The 15377-nt window shown below is 67.6% G+C and carries 17 protein-coding genes; 8 read left to right on the top strand and 9 right to left on the bottom strand.

What is annotated here, in order from left to right; genetic code table 11:
- Window positions 1-58: 58 nt before the first annotated feature.
- Entirely contained in the window at window positions 59-1246 is a 1188-nt protein-coding gene (locus IB259_RS10020; RefSeq protein WP_192328726.1) for an NAD(P)/FAD-dependent oxidoreductase, read from the top strand.
- Window positions 1247-1264: 18 nt separating this feature from the next.
- Here the strand turns inward: IB259_RS10020 and IB259_RS10015 are convergent, their stop codons facing one another.
- Window positions 1265-1909, bottom strand: coding sequence for a hemolysin III family protein (locus IB259_RS10015; RefSeq protein ID WP_054452819.1), 645 nt, complete (start codon window positions 1907-1909; stop codon window positions 1265-1267).
- A 209-nt stretch (window positions 1910-2118) separates the two neighbouring features.
- On the opposite strand from IB259_RS10015, the gene IB259_RS10010 reads away from it, so the two are divergent.
- Both IB259_RS10010 and IB259_RS10005 read left to right on the top strand, forming a co-directional pair.
- The gene (locus IB259_RS10010; protein WP_054452817.1) at window positions 2119-3201 is read left to right on the top strand and encodes a PHB depolymerase family esterase; all 1083 of its coding nucleotides are present in this window, start codon (window positions 2119-2121) and stop codon (window positions 3199-3201) included.
- Window positions 3202-3314: 113 nt separating this feature from the next.
- Entirely contained in the window at window positions 3315-3836 is a 522-nt protein-coding gene (locus tag IB259_RS10005) for a DUF1993 family protein (protein WP_119449970.1), read from the top strand.
- Here IB259_RS10005 and IB259_RS10000 read toward each other — a convergent pair.
- Both IB259_RS10000 and IB259_RS09995 read right to left on the bottom strand, forming a co-directional pair.
- Window positions 3833-4336: a VOC family protein gene (locus IB259_RS10000; protein ID WP_125470560.1), complete on the bottom strand. Its 504-nt coding sequence runs from the start codon at window positions 4334-4336 to the stop codon at window positions 3833-3835. The genes IB259_RS10005 and IB259_RS10000 overlap by 4 nt on opposite strands.
- A gap of 51 nt (window positions 4337-4387) precedes the next feature.
- The gene (locus IB259_RS09995) at window positions 4388-4744 is read right to left on the bottom strand and encodes a DUF1428 domain-containing protein (protein WP_054452811.1); all 357 of its coding nucleotides are present in this window, start codon (window positions 4742-4744) and stop codon (window positions 4388-4390) included.
- Between the two features lie 170 nt (window positions 4745-4914).
- Here IB259_RS09995 and IB259_RS09990 point away from each other — a divergent pair, with 170 nt between their 5' ends.
- Window positions 4915-5895, top strand: coding sequence for a GlxA family transcriptional regulator (locus tag IB259_RS09990; protein ID WP_054452809.1), 981 nt, complete (start codon window positions 4915-4917; stop codon window positions 5893-5895).
- 64 nt (window positions 5896-5959) lie between these two features.
- On the opposite strand, the gene IB259_RS09985 is transcribed toward IB259_RS09990, so the two are convergent.
- Window positions 5960-6514, bottom strand: coding sequence for a hypothetical protein (locus tag IB259_RS09985; protein ID WP_054452807.1), 555 nt, complete (start codon window positions 6512-6514; stop codon window positions 5960-5962).
- A gap of 360 nt (window positions 6515-6874) precedes the next feature.
- Here IB259_RS09985 and IB259_RS09980 point away from each other — a divergent pair, with 360 nt between their 5' ends.
- Window positions 6875-7354 (top strand): thioesterase family protein, encoded by a 480-nt coding sequence (locus tag IB259_RS09980; RefSeq protein WP_119449968.1) that lies wholly within the window; start codon window positions 6875-6877, stop codon window positions 7352-7354.
- A gap of 27 nt (window positions 7355-7381) precedes the next feature.
- Here the strand turns inward: IB259_RS09980 and IB259_RS09975 are convergent, their stop codons facing one another.
- Window positions 7382-8257, bottom strand: coding sequence for a TauD/TfdA family dioxygenase (locus IB259_RS09975; RefSeq protein ID WP_054452803.1), 876 nt, complete (start codon window positions 8255-8257; stop codon window positions 7382-7384).
- 14 nt (window positions 8258-8271) lie between these two features.
- Window positions 8272-9240, bottom strand: a complete 969-nt coding sequence (locus tag IB259_RS09970; protein ID WP_192328723.1) for a tripartite tricarboxylate transporter substrate binding protein — start codon at window positions 9238-9240, stop codon at window positions 8272-8274.
- 94 nt (window positions 9241-9334) lie between these two features.
- Here IB259_RS09970 and IB259_RS09965 point away from each other — a divergent pair, with 94 nt between their 5' ends.
- Complete coding sequence (locus tag IB259_RS09965) at window positions 9335-9982, top strand: IclR family transcriptional regulator (protein WP_225596791.1); 648 nt, start codon at window positions 9335-9337, stop codon at window positions 9980-9982.
- A gap of 15 nt (window positions 9983-9997) precedes the next feature.
- Here the strand turns inward: IB259_RS09965 and IB259_RS09960 are convergent, their stop codons facing one another.
- Window positions 9998-10402, bottom strand: coding sequence for a RidA family protein (locus IB259_RS09960; protein ID WP_192328717.1), 405 nt, complete (start codon window positions 10400-10402; stop codon window positions 9998-10000).
- Window positions 10403-10542: 140 nt separating this feature from the next.
- Here IB259_RS09960 and IB259_RS09955 point away from each other — a divergent pair, with 140 nt between their 5' ends.
- On the top strand, window positions 10543-11463 hold the full coding sequence (locus tag IB259_RS09955; RefSeq protein ID WP_192328713.1) for a LysR family transcriptional regulator: 921 nt from the start codon (window positions 10543-10545) through the stop codon (window positions 11461-11463).
- 34 nt (window positions 11464-11497) lie between these two features.
- On the opposite strand, the gene IB259_RS09950 is transcribed toward IB259_RS09955, so the two are convergent.
- Both IB259_RS09950 and IB259_RS09945 read right to left on the bottom strand, forming a co-directional pair.
- On the bottom strand, window positions 11498-13213 hold the full coding sequence (locus IB259_RS09950) for an amidohydrolase family protein (protein ID WP_119449965.1): 1716 nt from the start codon (window positions 13211-13213) through the stop codon (window positions 11498-11500).
- A 28-nt stretch (window positions 13214-13241) separates the two neighbouring features.
- Window positions 13242-14252: a tripartite tricarboxylate transporter substrate binding protein gene (locus IB259_RS09945; protein ID WP_119449964.1), complete on the bottom strand. Its 1011-nt coding sequence runs from the start codon at window positions 14250-14252 to the stop codon at window positions 13242-13244.
- 160 nt (window positions 14253-14412) lie between these two features.
- Here IB259_RS09945 and IB259_RS09940 point away from each other — a divergent pair, with 160 nt between their 5' ends.
- Window positions 14413-15369: a LysR family transcriptional regulator gene (locus tag IB259_RS09940; RefSeq protein ID WP_175181809.1), complete on the top strand. Its 957-nt coding sequence runs from the start codon at window positions 14413-14415 to the stop codon at window positions 15367-15369.
- The last annotated feature ends 8 nt before the right edge of the window (window positions 15370-15377 follow it).

Here is a 15377-nt window from a genome sequence, read left to right as displayed (position 1 = left end):
GTTGGTACTATGCCGGCTCCCGTGGCGGCCCCTTCGGGCCGCCGGGCCACGCCATTCCATGACCATTACACATACGCCGCTATCCATCGGCATCGCCGGCGCGGGCAGCGCCGGACTGGCCGCCGCGCTGGCGCTGGCGCAAGCTGGCCATCAGGTACGCGTCTTTGAAAAGCACCAGGGGTTCACCACCCTGGGCGCGGGGCTGCTGCTGCAGCCGCCCGGCGTGCGCGCGCTCAAATCGCTGGGCGTCGACGTCGCGGCGCTGAACGTAGGCGCGCCGATCGACCGCCTGCTGGGCCTGTCGCATCGCGGCTGGCGGGTCGTGGACATCGATTACGTGGGCGACGGCGCGCGGGCCGTGACGCGGGCGGCGCTGGGCGGGGTGCTGTTCGAGGCCGCGCGGCGCGCGGGCGCCGAGTTCTCGTTCGGCTGTCCGGTCGAGACGCTTGCGACCCGCGAGGGCAGGGCGCACGTGACGCATGGCTCGGGCGCAGCCCGGGCCGAGTCCAGTTTCGATGTGTTCGTGGTGGCCGACGGCGCCGCGTCCGCGCTGCGCGAGCAGGTCGGATTGGCGGCAAGTTCGCGCGCCTACGCCTGGGGCGCGTTGTGGGGCCAGTTCTGGACGCCCGGATGGCACGGCGCGACGCAGCTGTTGCAGCGCTTTCGCGGCACCCGCGAAATGATGGGCTTGCTGCCCACCGAGATCGGCCCGCAGGGCGTGCGGCTGTCGCTGTTCTGGAGCATCCGGCACGACGCCTTGCCGGCCTGGCGCGCCGCGCCCATCGGCGCCTGGAAAGACCGCATGCTGTCGCTGTGGCCGGAGGCCGCGCCCGTGGTCGATCAGATTTCGCGGCACGACGACCTGGCGGTGGCCACCTACCGGCACACCTGGCCGCGCGGATTGGCGGCGGGCCCGTATTGCGCCGTGGGCGATGCGGGCCACGCGATGAGTCCTCAGCTGGGATTGGGAACGACGCTGGCGGTGCTGGATGCGATGGCGCTGGCGCGGGCCCTGGGGCAGCATGGCGCCGCCGCGGGACCCGCGCGCTACGCCCGCAGCCGCTTATTGCCTTCGCGCCTGTACCAGAGCCTCAGCCGGGCGCTGACACCGTGCTTCCAGGCTTCAGGGCCGGGGTTGTGGCGCGACCTGCTGTTCGGCGGCGGGCTGCTCGTGCCGGGGATGAAGTCATTGATGAAGCGCGGCCTGCTCGCCATGCCGCAGCCGGGGGAATCGGGCCGCGGCTGAGCGGCCGCGCGGCGGCCCTCAGGCCGCGTACCAGAGCACGGCGAAGAAGTGGCACACGGTGCCGGCGAGCACGAACAGATGCCAGATGAAATGGCTGTAGCGCCAACGGTTGTCGAGCACGAAGAAGGCCACGCCGCCGGTGTAGGCCAGTCCCCCCGCCACCAGCCACCACAGGCCGCCCGTGGGCACGCGCTCGATCAGCGGATTGACTGCGATGATCACCAGCCAGCCCATCGCCAGATACAGGCCCGTGGAGATGGCCGGGCGGTTGAGCCGCTTGCTGGCTTTCAGCCCGACTCCCAGCAGGGCCATGCCCCAGACCAGGCCGAACAGGGTCCAGCCCCAGGGGCCGCGCAGGGCGCCCAGGGCGAAGGGCGTGTAGGTGCCCGCGATCAGCAGATAGATGGCGGAATGGTCCAGCACGTTGAAGAGCTGCTTGGCACGGCTTTTGGGCAGCGCGTGATAGATGGTGGACGCCAGGTACAGCAGGCACATCGTCGCGGCGAAGACCGCGGCGCCCGCGATGAAGGCGGCATCGCCCTGGCGCACGGCGGCCAGGATCAGGATGGGGGCAGAGGCCACGGCGCCCGCGGCGCCGACGCCGTGGCTGATGGCGTTGGCGATTTCCTCGCCCAGGGTCTGGGGTCTGTCGTTGGGAAACATGAATGCGTCTAGGTTGGTTTAGCCTACACCTTAGGCGCTTTGGGGCGGCGGCTCAAGGCGGCGTGCCGGTTGGCCGCGGTCGAGGCGGTATCCGTTTGATCTACTGCAAATCGACCTGCGCGCCGGTGGCCCGAAAGCGCTGGCTGGAAGTTACTCTGTGATACATTCAGCGCGCAAGCAAACGCAGGTTTATTGGCCGAGGCCTAGCAATGGCGCGCAGTTTCACCAACTTGTTTTTCAAGGCCGCGAAAAAGATCGGCAAGCTGCAGCGCGCCGCCATGCGCATGGCCACGCCCAAGGCCGCCAAGAAGCGCAGCGCGCCCAAGCGCCGGGCCGCCAAGCCTGCCGCGGCCTCCGCTTCCCGCAGCGCCGCCGCGCCTTCGCTGGGGACGGGCCGCTGGGAAGCCTCCCGGCAATTCTCCGACGCCCAGGGCCGCCGTCTCACCTTTGCGCGCTACACGCCCGCCGCGGCGCCGCGCGCCGGCATGCCGCTGGTGGTGATGCTGCACGGCTGCAGGCAGACGGCGCTGTCGTTCGCCCGCGGTTCGCGCATGAATCAATGGGCCGACGCGGGCGGCTTCATGGTGCTGTATCCGCAGCAATCCATGACCCGTCAGGTGCAGCGTTGCTGGCGCTGGTTCCAGCCCGACGACGCGCACGGCGGGGCGGAAGCCGACCTGATTGCCGCCCTGATCCGCGCGGAGTGCGCCAGGCATGCGCTGGACCCCGAACGCGTCTACATCGCGGGGCTTTCGGCCGGGGCCGGCATGGCCGCGCTGGTGGCATTGCGGCATCCGCGCCTGATTGCCGCCGTGGCCATGCATTCCGGGCCGGTCGCGGGGGACGCCCACAGCGCCACCGGGGGCATAGGCACCATGCGGCGCGGCGCGCTCAAGCCGTTATTGCCCTTGCTGGAAAAGGTCGCGGACCCGGCGGTGTTCCGCCTGGGCATGCCCGCCATGATTCTGCAGGGGCAGCTGGATCCTACGGTGGCGCCGCGCAACGCGCGGCAGTTGTTCGAACAGTTTCGCGCCGTGAACGATCTGCCGCCCGAAAGCGTACCGGTCGAGCGCGTGCTGGGGTTGGGCACGGATAAGTCCTACCGCCGCGTCGACATGCTGCGCGGCAGCCGCACGCTGCTGCGGCTATGCGAAATCACGCTCGTGGAGCACGCCTGGAGCGGCGGCGACGCCTCGGTACGCTATCACGCGCGCAGCGGGCCGGATGCCTCGGCGCTGATCTGGCGCTTCTTCCAGACGCACCGTCGCGTGGCGCGCGGGCAGGCGGAATAGGCCTGGGGCAGCCCGCGCAGCGGGTGGCGGTTCCGTAACCGCCTCGGCAGTAAGATCAGCGTGTTCCCGGCGTATTCCGCGCCTACCGCCTCGTCCCTGTAGGGAGCTCCGACATGTCACTATCCATGTATCAGGCCAGCGTGCCTGCCTTCGTCCGCGGCCTGAAGGTGCTGGCCGCGCTACTGCAAAAGGCCGCCGACCACGCGGCCGCCGCCGGCATGGATCCGGCCGAACTGATCAATGCCAGGCTGGCGCCGGACATGTATCCGTTGAGCGGCCAGATCCAGCGCGCCAGCGACGCGTCCAAGTTCGCGGTGCAGCGCCTGTCGCGGGTGGAAGCGCCCAAGTTTCCGGATGAGGAAACCACGTTCGAACAATTGCAGCAGCGCATCGCCGCCACGCTCGCGTATCTGCAGGACGTGCCGGCGGACCGGCTGGATGGCGCCGAAGGCCGCAAGGTTTCGCTGGCGTTCGGCGACTTCAAGCAGGAGTTCCGCGGCGACGACTACCTGCTGACGTTCGCGCTGCCGAACTTCTACTTCCATGTCACGACGGCCTACGCCATCCTGCGCCACGCGGGCGTGAAGATCGGCAAGCTGGATTTCCTGGGGCCGTATCCGCAGCCGGCCGCTTAACTCTGTTTCTTGGTCGCGTCGCCGCAGCCTTCCATCGGCCCCATCTTCGCCATGTTCTCCTGGACTTCTTGCGGCGTCAGGTCGAACTTGTGCGTGGCGATGGACCAGCGGTGTCCGCAAGGGTCCACCACCTGGCCGTAGCGGTCGCCCCAGAACATGTCCGCCACGGGCATGGTCACCTGGGCGCCGGCCGCCACCGCCTGTTTCATCGCCGCGTCCACGTCGGCCACGTACAGGTGCAGGGTGACGGGCGTGCCTTTGAGCGCCTTCGGGCCCAGGCTGCCCCATTCGGGGAAGTCGTCCATCAGCATCATGACGGAATCGCCGATGCGTATGGCGGCATGCATGATCTTGCCGTTGGGGCCGGGCAGCCGGGCCAGCTCCTCGGCGTTGAAGGCTTTCTTGTAGAAGTCGATGGCCTGCGCCGCGCCTTCGCACACGATGTGCGGGGTGAGCGTATGCATGCCTTCGGGTATGGGTTTGCTTGCAGGGTTAGCCATGAGGTATCTCCAGATTGTTGCGTTTGAACGGGCGGGAAAGATCCTGCCGCCTCAGTTGCCTACCAGTGTGGCGAAGCCGCCCCAGCACATGCGCTTGAAATCGAACACGCCTTCGCAGCAGTTCTCGGCCAGGCGCGGGTCCGACATGACCTTGGCGTTGATCCGGTCGCGCTCCGCCTTGTTGGCGTAGGTGATCCAGGCGAACACCACCGTCTCGTCCTCGCGCGCGCCGGCAGCGGCGCTGAATGCGGCGAAACCTTCCTTGTCGATCTCTTCGGCCACGCATTCCCGGTAGTCGAGGGCGCCGTGCTCCAGCCACACTGTCTGCGCCTGCTGCGCCATCTTCCGGTAGGTTTCGAGGTTGGCCTTGGGCACGGGCAGCAGGAAGCCGTCTACATACTTTTCCATCAGTAACTCCTTGATCCACGTTGTTCTGTTCCGCGCCAGGACGCCCCGCAAGCCGCCCCTGGCGCTGCCCGGATCTCATTCCGGTAAGTGTCACTGTATCGGGATCGGCGGCGATCTCAGATAGGCGATTGCGACAATCTTGAGGGTGGATTGCGACAGCTGGCAGGCGTATGCTTTGCAGGATGAAAAACGTCGCCTTCCTACTGCCCCTGGGGGCGAACATCGCCTCGCTGGAAACCGCCAGGCATGGCTTCCTGGTCGCCAACGAATACCTGGCTGCGCACGGGCGCGAACCCCGGTTCACGGTGCGCACCCTGGCCGTGAACCGCGAAGTCCGCCTGGACCAAGGCCGCATCACGGTGCAGGCCGACATGGTCCTGGCCGATGCCCACGACATCGACATCTGCATCGCGCCGCCGCTGCTGGGCTCGGTGTCCGACGCGGTGTTGTCCAACCGCGAACTGATCGAATGGCTGTCACGCCATCACCGCGATGGCGGCGAAGTCGCCAGCCTGTGCATGGGCGCCGCGTTGCTGGCGGCGGGCGGCGTCCTGGACGGCCAGCAGGCGGTGGTCCACTGGGTGGCGCAGAACCTCTACGCCAGCCTGTTTCCCAACGTGCAATGGGTCAGCGACCGCGTCGTCATGGCGGACAACGGTATCTACACCAGCGGCGGCGCGTTCTCGGCCGCGCACCTGGTGCTGCATCTGATCGAAAAATACACCGACCGCGACACCGCCATCTGGTGCGCCAAGTACTTCCAGCTGGACTGGAGCCGCCAGAGCCAGTTGCCATTCGCGGTGTTCGTGGGGCAGAAGGCCCACGCCGACGAGGTCGTGCGCGCGGTGCAGGATTACATCGAAGGCCGCTACACGGAAAAAATCACCGTCGAGGAACTGGCGGACCGCCACGCCATGGGACGCCGCACGCTGGAGCGCCGCTTTCGCCAGGCAACCGGCAACAGCATCGTCGAGTACGTGCAGCGGGTGCGGGTGGAAGCGGCCAAGAAGCGCCTGGAGACCTCGCGCAAGAGCGTGGCCGAAGTCATGTACGAAGTCGGCTACAACGACACCAAGGCCTTCCGCGATATTTTCAACAAGTACTGCGGCATGTCGCCGGTGGGCTATCGCGAGCGCTACCACTTCCAGTAGCGGCTTTAGCGCAATGCGGTGCGACCGGGTATCGCGCGCCGCGACATCCGCGGGTTCGGGCGCGCTACCTTAGCGTGGTCGCCGACACCCTGTCCGGATACCAAGCGGTGAATTTCATCGCGCCGGCCAGCGCCGCCACCGTCACTGCGATGGCGACCGCCTGCGGCAATTGGGGCTTGTACAGCAGCAGCGCGTCGGCCGCCACCATGCTCGCAAACGCCAGCGCCCAGGCCGTGGCCACGGCATAGTTCATGCGGGCATAGCGGCGGTTCTTCCAGACGTATTCCGGCTCTTTTTCCCGCGCATATTCCAGTGTGAACGGCCGGCGCAGCGCCAGGGTCAGCAACACCAGGACCAGTATTCCGGCGTCGACCCGCAGGCGCGCCTGGGCGATCGTCCAGGAATCCCCGTCCGCCATCGGGGCATACAGGGTCAGTCCTGTGAACAGCAGCAGCGTGCCGGTTTCCAGGATCTTGATGCGCCGTTCGGGGCTGAGCCAGTCGCGAAGCACCAGCCCGGCGGATACGAAGGTGCCGGCAGCAAGCCCTTCCAGCACACCGACGGTTCTTTCAATGATGACAAACACGATGAACGGCGCGAACGCCAACAGGATATTCATCTTGGTTCCCCGACCTCGAGCGCGCGCCCCCGCGCGTTGTCAGCGTCGCCTTGAGAATCAAGACGCGAACTTGTCTATTTACGCCTGTCCGCCAGGGTGCGGGATATGACGCCGTTCGCCTATCGGCAAGGTGACCGTGCACGTATGGACTATTGTTCCGGCGGCGCAGCGATGCATCGGCCGTCTGGCCGGCGCCGGCTGGCGCAAAGAAGTAGTTCGATGGGCGATGGCCGGCTGGCGCGCGGCGCACAGGACGGACCACCTTCGGCGGACCTTCCGCCGCGACGACGCAGACGTTGATCCGCCAGCGGACGTCGGCTAAGGTCATGGGCTGATTACAACCCCGCCGCCGAGGAAACCATGACATCAGCCCTTCCGTCCACGACCCTGAGCGTGGATCCCGCCTGGATCGACGAGTACGGCCACATGAATGCCGCCCATTACGTGGGCATCTTCGACCGCGTCGGCTTCCAGTTGCTGCGCGAGGTCGGGGTGGGGCTGGACTACACCGAGGCCACGCGCTGCGGCATCTACACGATGAACGTGCACGTGGCTTATCTGCGTGAAGTGCTGGCGGGCGATCCGCTCGCGTTGCGCATCCGGCTGCTGGAAGCGGACGACAAGCGCCTGCTGTGTCTGATGGAGCTGATGCAGACCCGCGACGGTTACGTCGCGGCCACCATGGAGCAGCTGTCGCTGCATGTGGATCTGGAAACGCGGCGCGCCAAGCCGTTTCCGCCGGAGTTGGCGCAGCGGCTGGCGCGCACCGTCACGGAGCACGCCGCACAGCCGCTGCCGGCGGGCTACCGGCGGCTCTTGCCGCTGAAGCCGCCGCGTTGAGTCATCCCGCCTGACCGGCCCGACCGTTCAGCGCGCGACCGCGATCGGCCGGTCGCCCGAGATCGTGGTGCGGTGCATCTCGCGGTCGAAGCCGTCATAGTCGTTCATGGCCAGGTGCTGGGTGCAGCGGTTGTCCCAAAGCGCCAGCGAGCCCGGCGCCCAGCGGAAGCGGCAGGTGAACTCCGGCCGCGCCGCGTGGCGGTACAGGAACTGCAGCAGGGGTTCGCTTTCTTCCTGGGTCATGCCGTCAAAGCGCAATGTATAGGTGCTGTTCACATACAGCGCCTTTTTGCCGGTGGCCGGGTGCACGCGCACCACGGGGTGGACCACTTCGCTGGCGGCGCGGTCGTCGGTGCGCACGTCCATCTTGTGGGCCGGGTCGCCGTTGTTCACCACCGCGCCACCCGCGCCATAGGAGCGCACCGCGCTGTGCACAGCGCCCAGCCCGTCCAGTATCTGCTTCAGCCGGTCCGACAGCGCGTCGTAGGCGCGGTACATGTTCGCCCACATGGTGTCGCCGCCGTAGGGCGGAATGACGCGGCCGTATAGCGCCGAGCCCAGCGGCGGCTCTTCGGCATAGCTCATGTCCGTGTGCCACAGGCCGCCGAACAGGCGCCGGGTGGTTTCCGCGCGGCCTTTCATCACGGGCAGGATGGTCGGGTGTCCTTCCAGCGCCCGCACGAAGGGCACTTCCAGCAGCTCGCCGAAGCGCGAGCTGAAATCGATGTGCTGCTGCGGCGTCAACTGCTGGTCGCGGAAGAACACCACCAGGTGCTCGTGCAGTGCGTTGCGCACTTCGTCGAACTGATCGTCCGATAGCGGCCGCGACAGGTCGATGCCGCGGATCTCGGCGCCCAGCGCGCCGGCTATCGGTTGGGTTTCCAGATGGCGATACGTGGTCATGCTTGTCTCCTTGCCTATTGAAGCTTGATCTGCGCCTTGCTCACCAGCGCGCCCCACTTGTCGGTTTCCGCCGCGATGTAGCGGCCGAAGTCCGCCGGCCCTTCGGCCGAAATGATGCCGCCCATGGCGCCTATCTGTTCGCGCACGTCGGGCATGGCCAGCACGGCCAGCAGTTCCTTGTTCAGGCGTTCGATGATGGGCTTGGGCGTGGCGGCAGGCGCCAGCACGCCGAACCATCCGGCGATCTCGTAGCCCGGCAGGCCTGCCTCGGCCATCGTCGGCACGTCGGGCAGCTGCGGCGAGCGCGCCGTGCTGGTGATCGCCAGCGCGCGCAGCTTGCCGGCCTTCACCAGTTGCAGCGCCGAGGGCATGTTGTCGAACATCATCGGCACGTGGCCCGCCACGGTGTCGTTCAGGCCCGGCGCGCTGCCGCGGTAGGGCACGTGGGTCAGGCGCACGCCCGCCGACGCGGCGAACAATTCGCCCGCCAGGTGCAGCGAGGTGCCCGCGCCGGGGGTGGCGTAGTCCAGCGGCGCTTTCGATTTCTTCGCGTAGGCGATCAGTTCCTGCACCGAACGCACCGGCAACGCGGGATTGACCACCAGCAGGTTGGGCACGCTCATCAGCATCGTGACGGGCGCCAGGTCCCGCTGCGGCTTGTAGGGCAGGTCCGGGTAGAGGGCGGGGTTGATGGAAATGGGGCCGATATTGCCCATCACGATGGTGTAGCCGTCGGCCGGCTGCTTGACCGCGAAATCGGTGCCTATGTTGCCGCCGGCCCCCGCCTTGTTCTCGACGATGACTGGCTGGCCCAACCGTTCGCCGAGCTTGTGGCTGACCAAGCGGGCCAGCATGTCGGTCGATCCGCCCGGCGGGTAGGGCACGACCCATTTGACCGGCTGCGCGGGCCAGCTTGCTTGCGCTGCGGCGGATCCCGTACAGAACACGAGACCCGCCGCCAAGGCGAGTGCGATGCGTTTCATAGCTATGTCTCCTTCCCGGGCTCGCCGGTCTTGCCGGGAGCATCGTTTATGTGTATTGTTCACCTAGTGATCAATACGTTTATCAGGTGAACGATTGAAGAATAATAGATCGATTCAGCGGTGTCTATCCATCATGCGGGCCTTCCGCGGCAACGGCCGACCCACGCTGGCCGAACTTGCGCGCGCGGTCGACCTGCCGCACGCGACCGTGCTGCGGTTTCTGCAGACGCTGGAAGAAGAGGGCTACGCGGCGCGCGAAGACAGCCGCTGGCGGCTTACGCCGCTGGTTTTCGAGCTGGGGTTCGCGGCCATGGAGAGCCTGGGAGTGACGGACGCCGTGCAGGAGATCCTGCAGAACCTGGCCGACGCCTATTCAGGCACGTCCAACCTGGGCGAGGCCAACCCCGAAGGCGTGATCATCATCGGCCGCGCCATGGCGCCGGCCGAGCGCCGCCGCCTGGTGGTGATGAACCTGCGCGTGGGCAGCGTGCTGCCGCCGGCGAGCGCGTTGGCCGGCGGCTTGCGCCTGGGGCCGGGGCAGTGGACCCGGTTCGACTATCCGGACAGCAACCAGGTGTCGGTGGCCGTGCCCGTGCCGCAGGCCGGCTCGCGCCTGCTGTCGGTGGGGATATCGGTGGCCGCTCCGGAAGTGGAAGGCAATCGGCTGGAAGCCGACATGGTTCCCGCCTTGCAGCAGGCGGCGCAGACCATAGCCGGCGTGATCCGGGTCGGCGTGGTGTGAGCGCGGCGGCCCGGATCAGTCCTCGGCCGTCCGCGGCAGTTTCGCGATCACCTTGATCTCGAAGTCGAAGCCGTTGAGCCAGGTCACGCCCACCGCGGTCAGCGCCGGGTACGGCGCCACGCCCCAGAATTCCGGCACCACCTGCCAGATCGTCTCGAACCTGGATGCCGGATCGACCATGAACACGGTCACGTCGACCACGTCATCGAAGCTGCTGCCGGCCGCCGCCAGGATGGCTTGCAGATTGCGGAACGCAAGCCGCACATGCTCCTGCAGGTCGGGCTCGGGCGTGCCGTCCTCGCGGCTGCCCACCTGTCCCGAGACGAACAGGAATCCATTGGAACGAATTGCGGGTGAATAGCGGTCGCGCTCATACAAGGCGTGACGCCCCGGGGGGAAAACAACGTCGCGTTGGGTCATGGCTATCTCCATCTATGGGCCGCATCCGGCCCGGGATTGACGATGTAGGCACTTTAGGTGCCCCCGTTGCCGCGATAAACGGGCAAGTCCGTCCATCACTGTTTGTAGAATCCAAATAATCAGGAAGAGCGGGAGCAGAGATGGACCGTTTCGACGCGATGCAGGCCTTCGCCCGCGTGGTGGAAACCGGCAGCTTCACCAAGGCGGCCGAGACCTTGCACATGAGCAAGACCAGCGTGACGCAACTGGTGCAGCAGTTGGAGGCGCGCTTGCGCGTCAAGCTGCTGAACCGCACCACCCGCAAGGTCAACGTGACCGCCGACGGCGCCGCCTACTATGAGCGCGTGCTGAGGCTGCTGGCCGACATGGACGATGCCGAGACCAGCCTGTCCGGGGCGTCGGCGGTGCCGCGGGGGCGTTTGCGCGTGGACGTGCCCAGCCCGCTGGCGCGCATGATCCTGGTGCCGGCCTTGCCGGCGTTCCATGCGCAATATCCCGACATCCAGCTGGACATGGGCGTGAGCGACCGGATCGTCGATCTGATCGGCGAGAACGTCGACTGCGTGGTGCGCGGCGGCGAACTCACCGACCAGTCGCTGATGGCACGGCGCGTGGGCGACTTGCTGCTTGGCGTGTACGCGGCGCCGGAGTACCTGAAGCGCGCAGGCACGCCCGCGCATCCGCGCGAGCTGGAGGACACGCATCACCGTATCGTGGGCTTTCTGTGGGCGCGCAACGGCAAGGCTTTGCCCTACGCCATGCGCCGCGGCGGCGAAAGCCTCAAGGTGCACGGGCGCTATGTGCTGGCGGTCGACGACGGCAACGCCTATCTGGCGGCCGGCCTGGCCGGGCTGGGCGTGCTGTGGTTGCCGGACTACATGTCACGCGCCCACGTCGACAGCGGCGAGCTGGTGCCGCTGTTCCAGGACTGGCGCCTGGATTCCATGCCGATGTACGTGGCGTTTCCGCCCAACCGGCACGTGAGCGCCAAGCTGCGCGTGTTCATCGATTGGGTCGCCGGGCTGTTGGGGCAGTACACGCCGGACCGACCGCGCGCCTGAGACTGGCGCGCGGCGCGGGCCGGCTTCGCGTCTTTCAAGCCTGCTGGCTGCGCGCTCCGCGCAGCAGCTTGCCCGGCAGTTCGCCGGTGGCCGCGCCGCCTTCGAAGATCGGCAGGCCATTGACCAGCGTGGCCACGTAGCCGTCGGCGCGCTGGATCAAACGGCGGCCGCCGCCCGGCAGGTCGAACACCATCTCCGGGCAGTGCACGCGCACCGCATCGGGATCGATGATGTTGACGTCGGCCTTGTAGCCGGGCTGCAGCAGGCCGCGGTCCAGCAGCCCGTACACGCTGGCGGTGTCGCGCGTCTGGCGCTTGACCACATGCTCCAGTTCCAGCAGCGGGCCGCGGCGGCGGTCGCGGGTCCAGTGGCTGAGCATGAAGGTGGGCATGCTCACGTCGCAGATGTAGCCGCAATGCGCGCCGCCGTCGGACAGGCTGTTGACCGTGTAGGGCTGCTGCATCAGCTGGTGCAGGTGGTCCAGGTTCTCGTACGAATAGTTGAAGGACGGGTAGTAGAGGATCGCCTGGCCCTCGTTCTCCAGCATCAGGTCATAGACGATCTCCAGCGGCGCGCGGCCGCTGCGTTGCGCCATTGCGGCCACGCTTTCCTCGGGCAGCGGTTCGTAGTCGGGATCGCTGCCCAGGCGGAAGATCTTGTGGAAGCTGCTGAACAGCGTTTCAGCGCGGCGGTCCAGAAGGCCGCGCTGTTCGTTCATGATGCGGCTGCGCGTGGCGGGGTCGCGCAGGCGGGCCAGCTTTTCCGCCAGCGGCAGGGCATGCAGCGCCTGATAGCTGGGATGCGCGATGAACGGGTGCAGCGTGCTCTGCCACGAAAACAGGATGCCCAGCGGACGTCCGCTGATGCCTGCCAGCAGCGGCACGCCTGCGCGGTGCGCGCGGTCCAGGCTGCCGGCGATCTGCTTCCAGACGTCGGGCGCGGCGTCGGTCTGCTGCAGGTTGAACAGCACGGGCAGGCGGTTGTGGCGCGCCAGCTGCTCCAGCCACGGCATTTCGCCTTCCATGGCGGGATGGTTGGCGGTCATCTGGAACACGCCATGCCCGACTTCGCCCATGACCGAGCCCAGGGCGGTGATCTCCTCGCCGGTGGCGAAGGTGCCGGGCGGATACTTGCGTTCGTCGTACTTGTGCAGGAAGGTGCGCGAGGTGGAGAAGCCCACCGCGCCGGCGGTCAGCGCTTCGCGCACCACTTCGCGCATGGCGATCAGGTCGCTGGGCGAGGCCTCGTCGTGGTGGATGGCGCGTTCGCCCATCACGTAGGCGCGCACCGCGCTGTGCGGGATCTGTGCGCCCACGTCCAGGGCCTTGGGGCGGCGGTCCAGCGCGTCCAGGTATTCGGGAAAGGTCTCCCAATCCCACTGGATGCCTTCGGAAAGCACCGAGCCGGGTATGTCCTCGACGCCCTCCATGACCTTGATCAGCCATTCGCGCCGTTCGGGTTTGACGGGGGCGAAGCCCACGCCGCAGTTGCCCATGATGGCCGTGGTGACGCCGTGCCAGGTGGAAGGGCTGAGATACGGGTCCCAGGTGGCCTGGCCGTCGTAGTGGGTGTGGATGTCCACCCAGCCCGGGGCCACCAGGCAGCCGTCGGCGCGGATCTCGCGGCGCGCCGCGCCGGCCCGGCCTTCGGCCTGGACCACGCGTCCGTCCTCGATCGCCAGGTCCGCCTGGTAGCGGGGCCGTCCCGATCCATCGACGATGGTGCCGCCGCGTATGACCAGATCATGCATTGCGCTCTCCTTTCGATACGTGCCGCGGTTACTGGAGGACCAGGCCGATGCGCTTGATCACCGCGCCCCAGCGTTCGCTGTCCTGCTGGACGATCTGCGCGAACTCCTTGGGACCCGCGCCGCTGACTTCATTGCCCTGGGACACGATGCTCTGGGTTACGTCGGGCGAGTCCAGCGCCTCGCGGAACACCTGGGCCACGCGCTCGGCCAGCGCGGGCGGCATGTCGCCGGGGCCGAAGATGCCTTGCCAGCCGACGATGTCCAGCCCGGGTATGCCTTGCTCCTTCAGGGTGGGCAGGTCCGGCAGCACGCTCAGGCGGCGGTCGGTGGCCGGGCCCAGCAGCTTGACCTTGCCGGCGCGCGCGTTTTCCACGGCGGTGGCCGTGCCGTCGAAGTAGACCTGGACCTCGCCCGCCAGCAGCGCGCGGCTGGCGTCGGCCGTGCCCTTGTAGGGCACGTGCACGATGTCGATGCCGGTCTGCTGCTTGAGTATTTCGCCGTTCAGATGCGAGGTGGACCCCGGGCTGTAGGAAGCGAAGTTCAGCTTGCCAGGATTGGCCCGCGCGTAGTCGATCATCTGCGCCGTGGTCGAAAAGGGCGCGTCCTTGTTGGCGACCAGCACGGTGGCCGAGCGCACCACCTGGATGACCGGAGTGAAGTCCTTGACAGGGTCGTAGGGCAGCTTCTTGTACAGATGCGGATTCTGCGTGTGCGTGACGACGATGGTGTAGAGCAGGGTGTAGCCATCGGGGTTGGCGCGCGCCACTTCCTGCGCGCCTATCATCGTGCCCGCGCCGGGCTTGTTGTCGACGATGACCGGCGCCCCGGTGCGTTGGGTGACCTTCATCGCCAGCATGCGCGCCAGCGCGTCGGACCCGGACCCGGCCGGAAACGGCACTACCAGGCGGATGGGCTTGCCGCCGCCAGGCCAGGGCGGCGCCTGGGTGACGGGGGCGGCGGCCGCCGAAAGACAGGCCAGGGCGCCCAGCATGGCAGCCCCGCCGCTACCCAACAGCTTCAAGAACGACTTGCGGTTCATCTTGTCTCCTCCTGGGGGTAGGCAATGTCTGGCATTGCTCTGGAATGAGGTTCACCACAGGGCGCCGGCGCTGCAATCTTCCGTCGCTGCAAGTCTTTTGTAGTCTTGCCTTTGCGCTCAATCAAATGCATATTTGGCGCAATATTGATGAGAAAAATACATGAGCCTCACAATACGGTCGCTCCAGCACTACGCCGTGCTCGTCGAGGAAAAACACTACTCCCGCGCGGCGCAGCGGCTGCATCTGACGCAGTCCGCGCTGACGCGCAGCATCCAGTCGCTGGAGGACTCGCTGGGCCTGGTGCTGGTGGACCGGGCGTCCACGGGCGTCACGCCCACGCAGGCCGGGCGCATGGTGCTGGAGCGCGCGCAGCGCATCCTGGCAGAAACCCGCGACCTGCGGCGCGAAGCCGAGTTGATCCGCGGCCACGACACCGGCCGGGTGAACCTGGGCGTGGGGGCGTTTCCGGCGGCCGGATTCCTGTCGCCGCTGCTGGTGCGCATCGCGCGCGAGCATCCGGGCCTGAGCGTGCACGTCGAGATCGAAAGCTGGCAGCGCCTGCTGGACAAGCTGCTGCAGGACAAGCTGGATTTCGCGGTGGCCGTGACGCACAGCCTGCCGCCGCCCGACGACTTTGCGGTGCGGCCCTTGCCTCCGCAGCATGGCGGCCTGTTCACGCGCGCCGGCCATCCGCTGCAGGGCCTGGGCAAGCCGCGCCTGCGCGCCGCGCTGGCGCAGTACCGGCTGGCCGCCACCGACCTGCCGCTGCGGGCGCGCGAGTACCTGGCCCGGCTGTATCAGGTGGCACGGCCGGAAGACCTGCCCATCGCCTTCGAATGCGATAGCGTCGCGACGTTGCGCGAGGTGGCGCTGGGCAGCGACGTGGTGCTGTTCTGCACGCGCGAGGCTATCGCGTCCGAACTTGCGCAGGGTGTGCTGGAGCCCTTGCCGCTGTCCTATCCCGCCGCCGGCCCGCTGACCTACAGCGTCATCCACCGCGCGCGCCGTACCCTGTCCCCGACCGCCGAGCGGGTCATCGAGCTGGTGCAGGACCTGCTGTCGGGCGCGGCCGCGCCGCAGGCCGTCTCCGGGAAAACGCGCCGGGCGCGGCGCTAGCGTCGCGG

This window comes from Achromobacter sp. ACM04 (genome assembly GCF_014851465.1).
GTDB classification, from domain to species: Bacteria; Pseudomonadota; Gammaproteobacteria; order Burkholderiales; family Burkholderiaceae_B; genus Achromobacter; species Achromobacter aegrifaciens.
This window is presented reverse-complemented; position numbering and strand designations above follow the sequence as displayed.

What these genes read in the sequence shown, in the direction of transcription:
- IB259_RS09995 (WP_054452811.1), bottom strand. Translation starts at nt 4,744, where the DNA reads ATGGAAAAGTATGTAGACGGCTTCCTGCTGCCCGTGCCCAAGGCCAAC.
- IB259_RS09985 (WP_054452807.1), bottom strand. Translation starts at nt 6,514, where the DNA reads ATGAATATCCTGTTGGCGTTCGCGCCGTTCATCGTGTTTGTCATCATT.
- IB259_RS09940 (WP_175181809.1), top strand. Translation starts at nt 14,413, where the DNA reads ATGAGCCTCACAATACGGTCGCTCCAGCACTACGCCGTGCTCGTCGAG.
- IB259_RS09960 (WP_192328717.1), bottom strand. Translation starts at nt 10,402, where the DNA reads ATGACCCAACGCGACGTTGTTTTCCCCCCGGGGCGTCACGCCTTGTAT.
- IB259_RS09950 (WP_119449965.1), bottom strand. Translation starts at nt 13,213, where the DNA reads ATGCATGATCTGGTCATACGCGGCGGCACCATCGTCGATGGATCGGGA.
- IB259_RS10005 (WP_119449970.1), top strand. Translation starts at nt 3,315, where the DNA reads ATGTCACTATCCATGTATCAGGCCAGCGTGCCTGCCTTCGTCCGCGGC.
- IB259_RS09970 (WP_192328723.1), bottom strand. Translation starts at nt 9,240, where the DNA reads ATGAAACGCATCGCACTCGCCTTGGCGGCGGGTCTCGTGTTCTGTACG.
- IB259_RS09955 (WP_192328713.1), top strand. Translation starts at nt 10,543, where the DNA reads ATGGACCGTTTCGACGCGATGCAGGCCTTCGCCCGCGTGGTGGAAACC.
- IB259_RS10015 (WP_054452819.1), bottom strand. Translation starts at nt 1,909, where the DNA reads ATGTTTCCCAACGACAGACCCCAGACCCTGGGCGAGGAAATCGCCAAC.
- IB259_RS10020 (WP_192328726.1), top strand. Translation starts at nt 59, where the DNA reads ATGACCATTACACATACGCCGCTATCCATCGGCATCGCCGGCGCGGGC.
- IB259_RS09980 (WP_119449968.1), top strand. Translation starts at nt 6,875, where the DNA reads ATGACATCAGCCCTTCCGTCCACGACCCTGAGCGTGGATCCCGCCTGG.
- IB259_RS10000 (WP_125470560.1), bottom strand. Translation starts at nt 4,336, where the DNA reads ATGGCTAACCCTGCAAGCAAACCCATACCCGAAGGCATGCATACGCTC.
- IB259_RS09945 (WP_119449964.1), bottom strand. Translation starts at nt 14,252, where the DNA reads ATGAACCGCAAGTCGTTCTTGAAGCTGTTGGGTAGCGGCGGGGCTGCC.
- IB259_RS09990 (WP_054452809.1), top strand. Translation starts at nt 4,915, where the DNA reads ATGCTTTGCAGGATGAAAAACGTCGCCTTCCTACTGCCCCTGGGGGCG.
- IB259_RS10010 (WP_054452817.1), top strand. Translation starts at nt 2,119, where the DNA reads ATGGCGCGCAGTTTCACCAACTTGTTTTTCAAGGCCGCGAAAAAGATC.
- IB259_RS09975 (WP_054452803.1), bottom strand. Translation starts at nt 8,257, where the DNA reads ATGACCACGTATCGCCATCTGGAAACCCAACCGATAGCCGGCGCGCTG.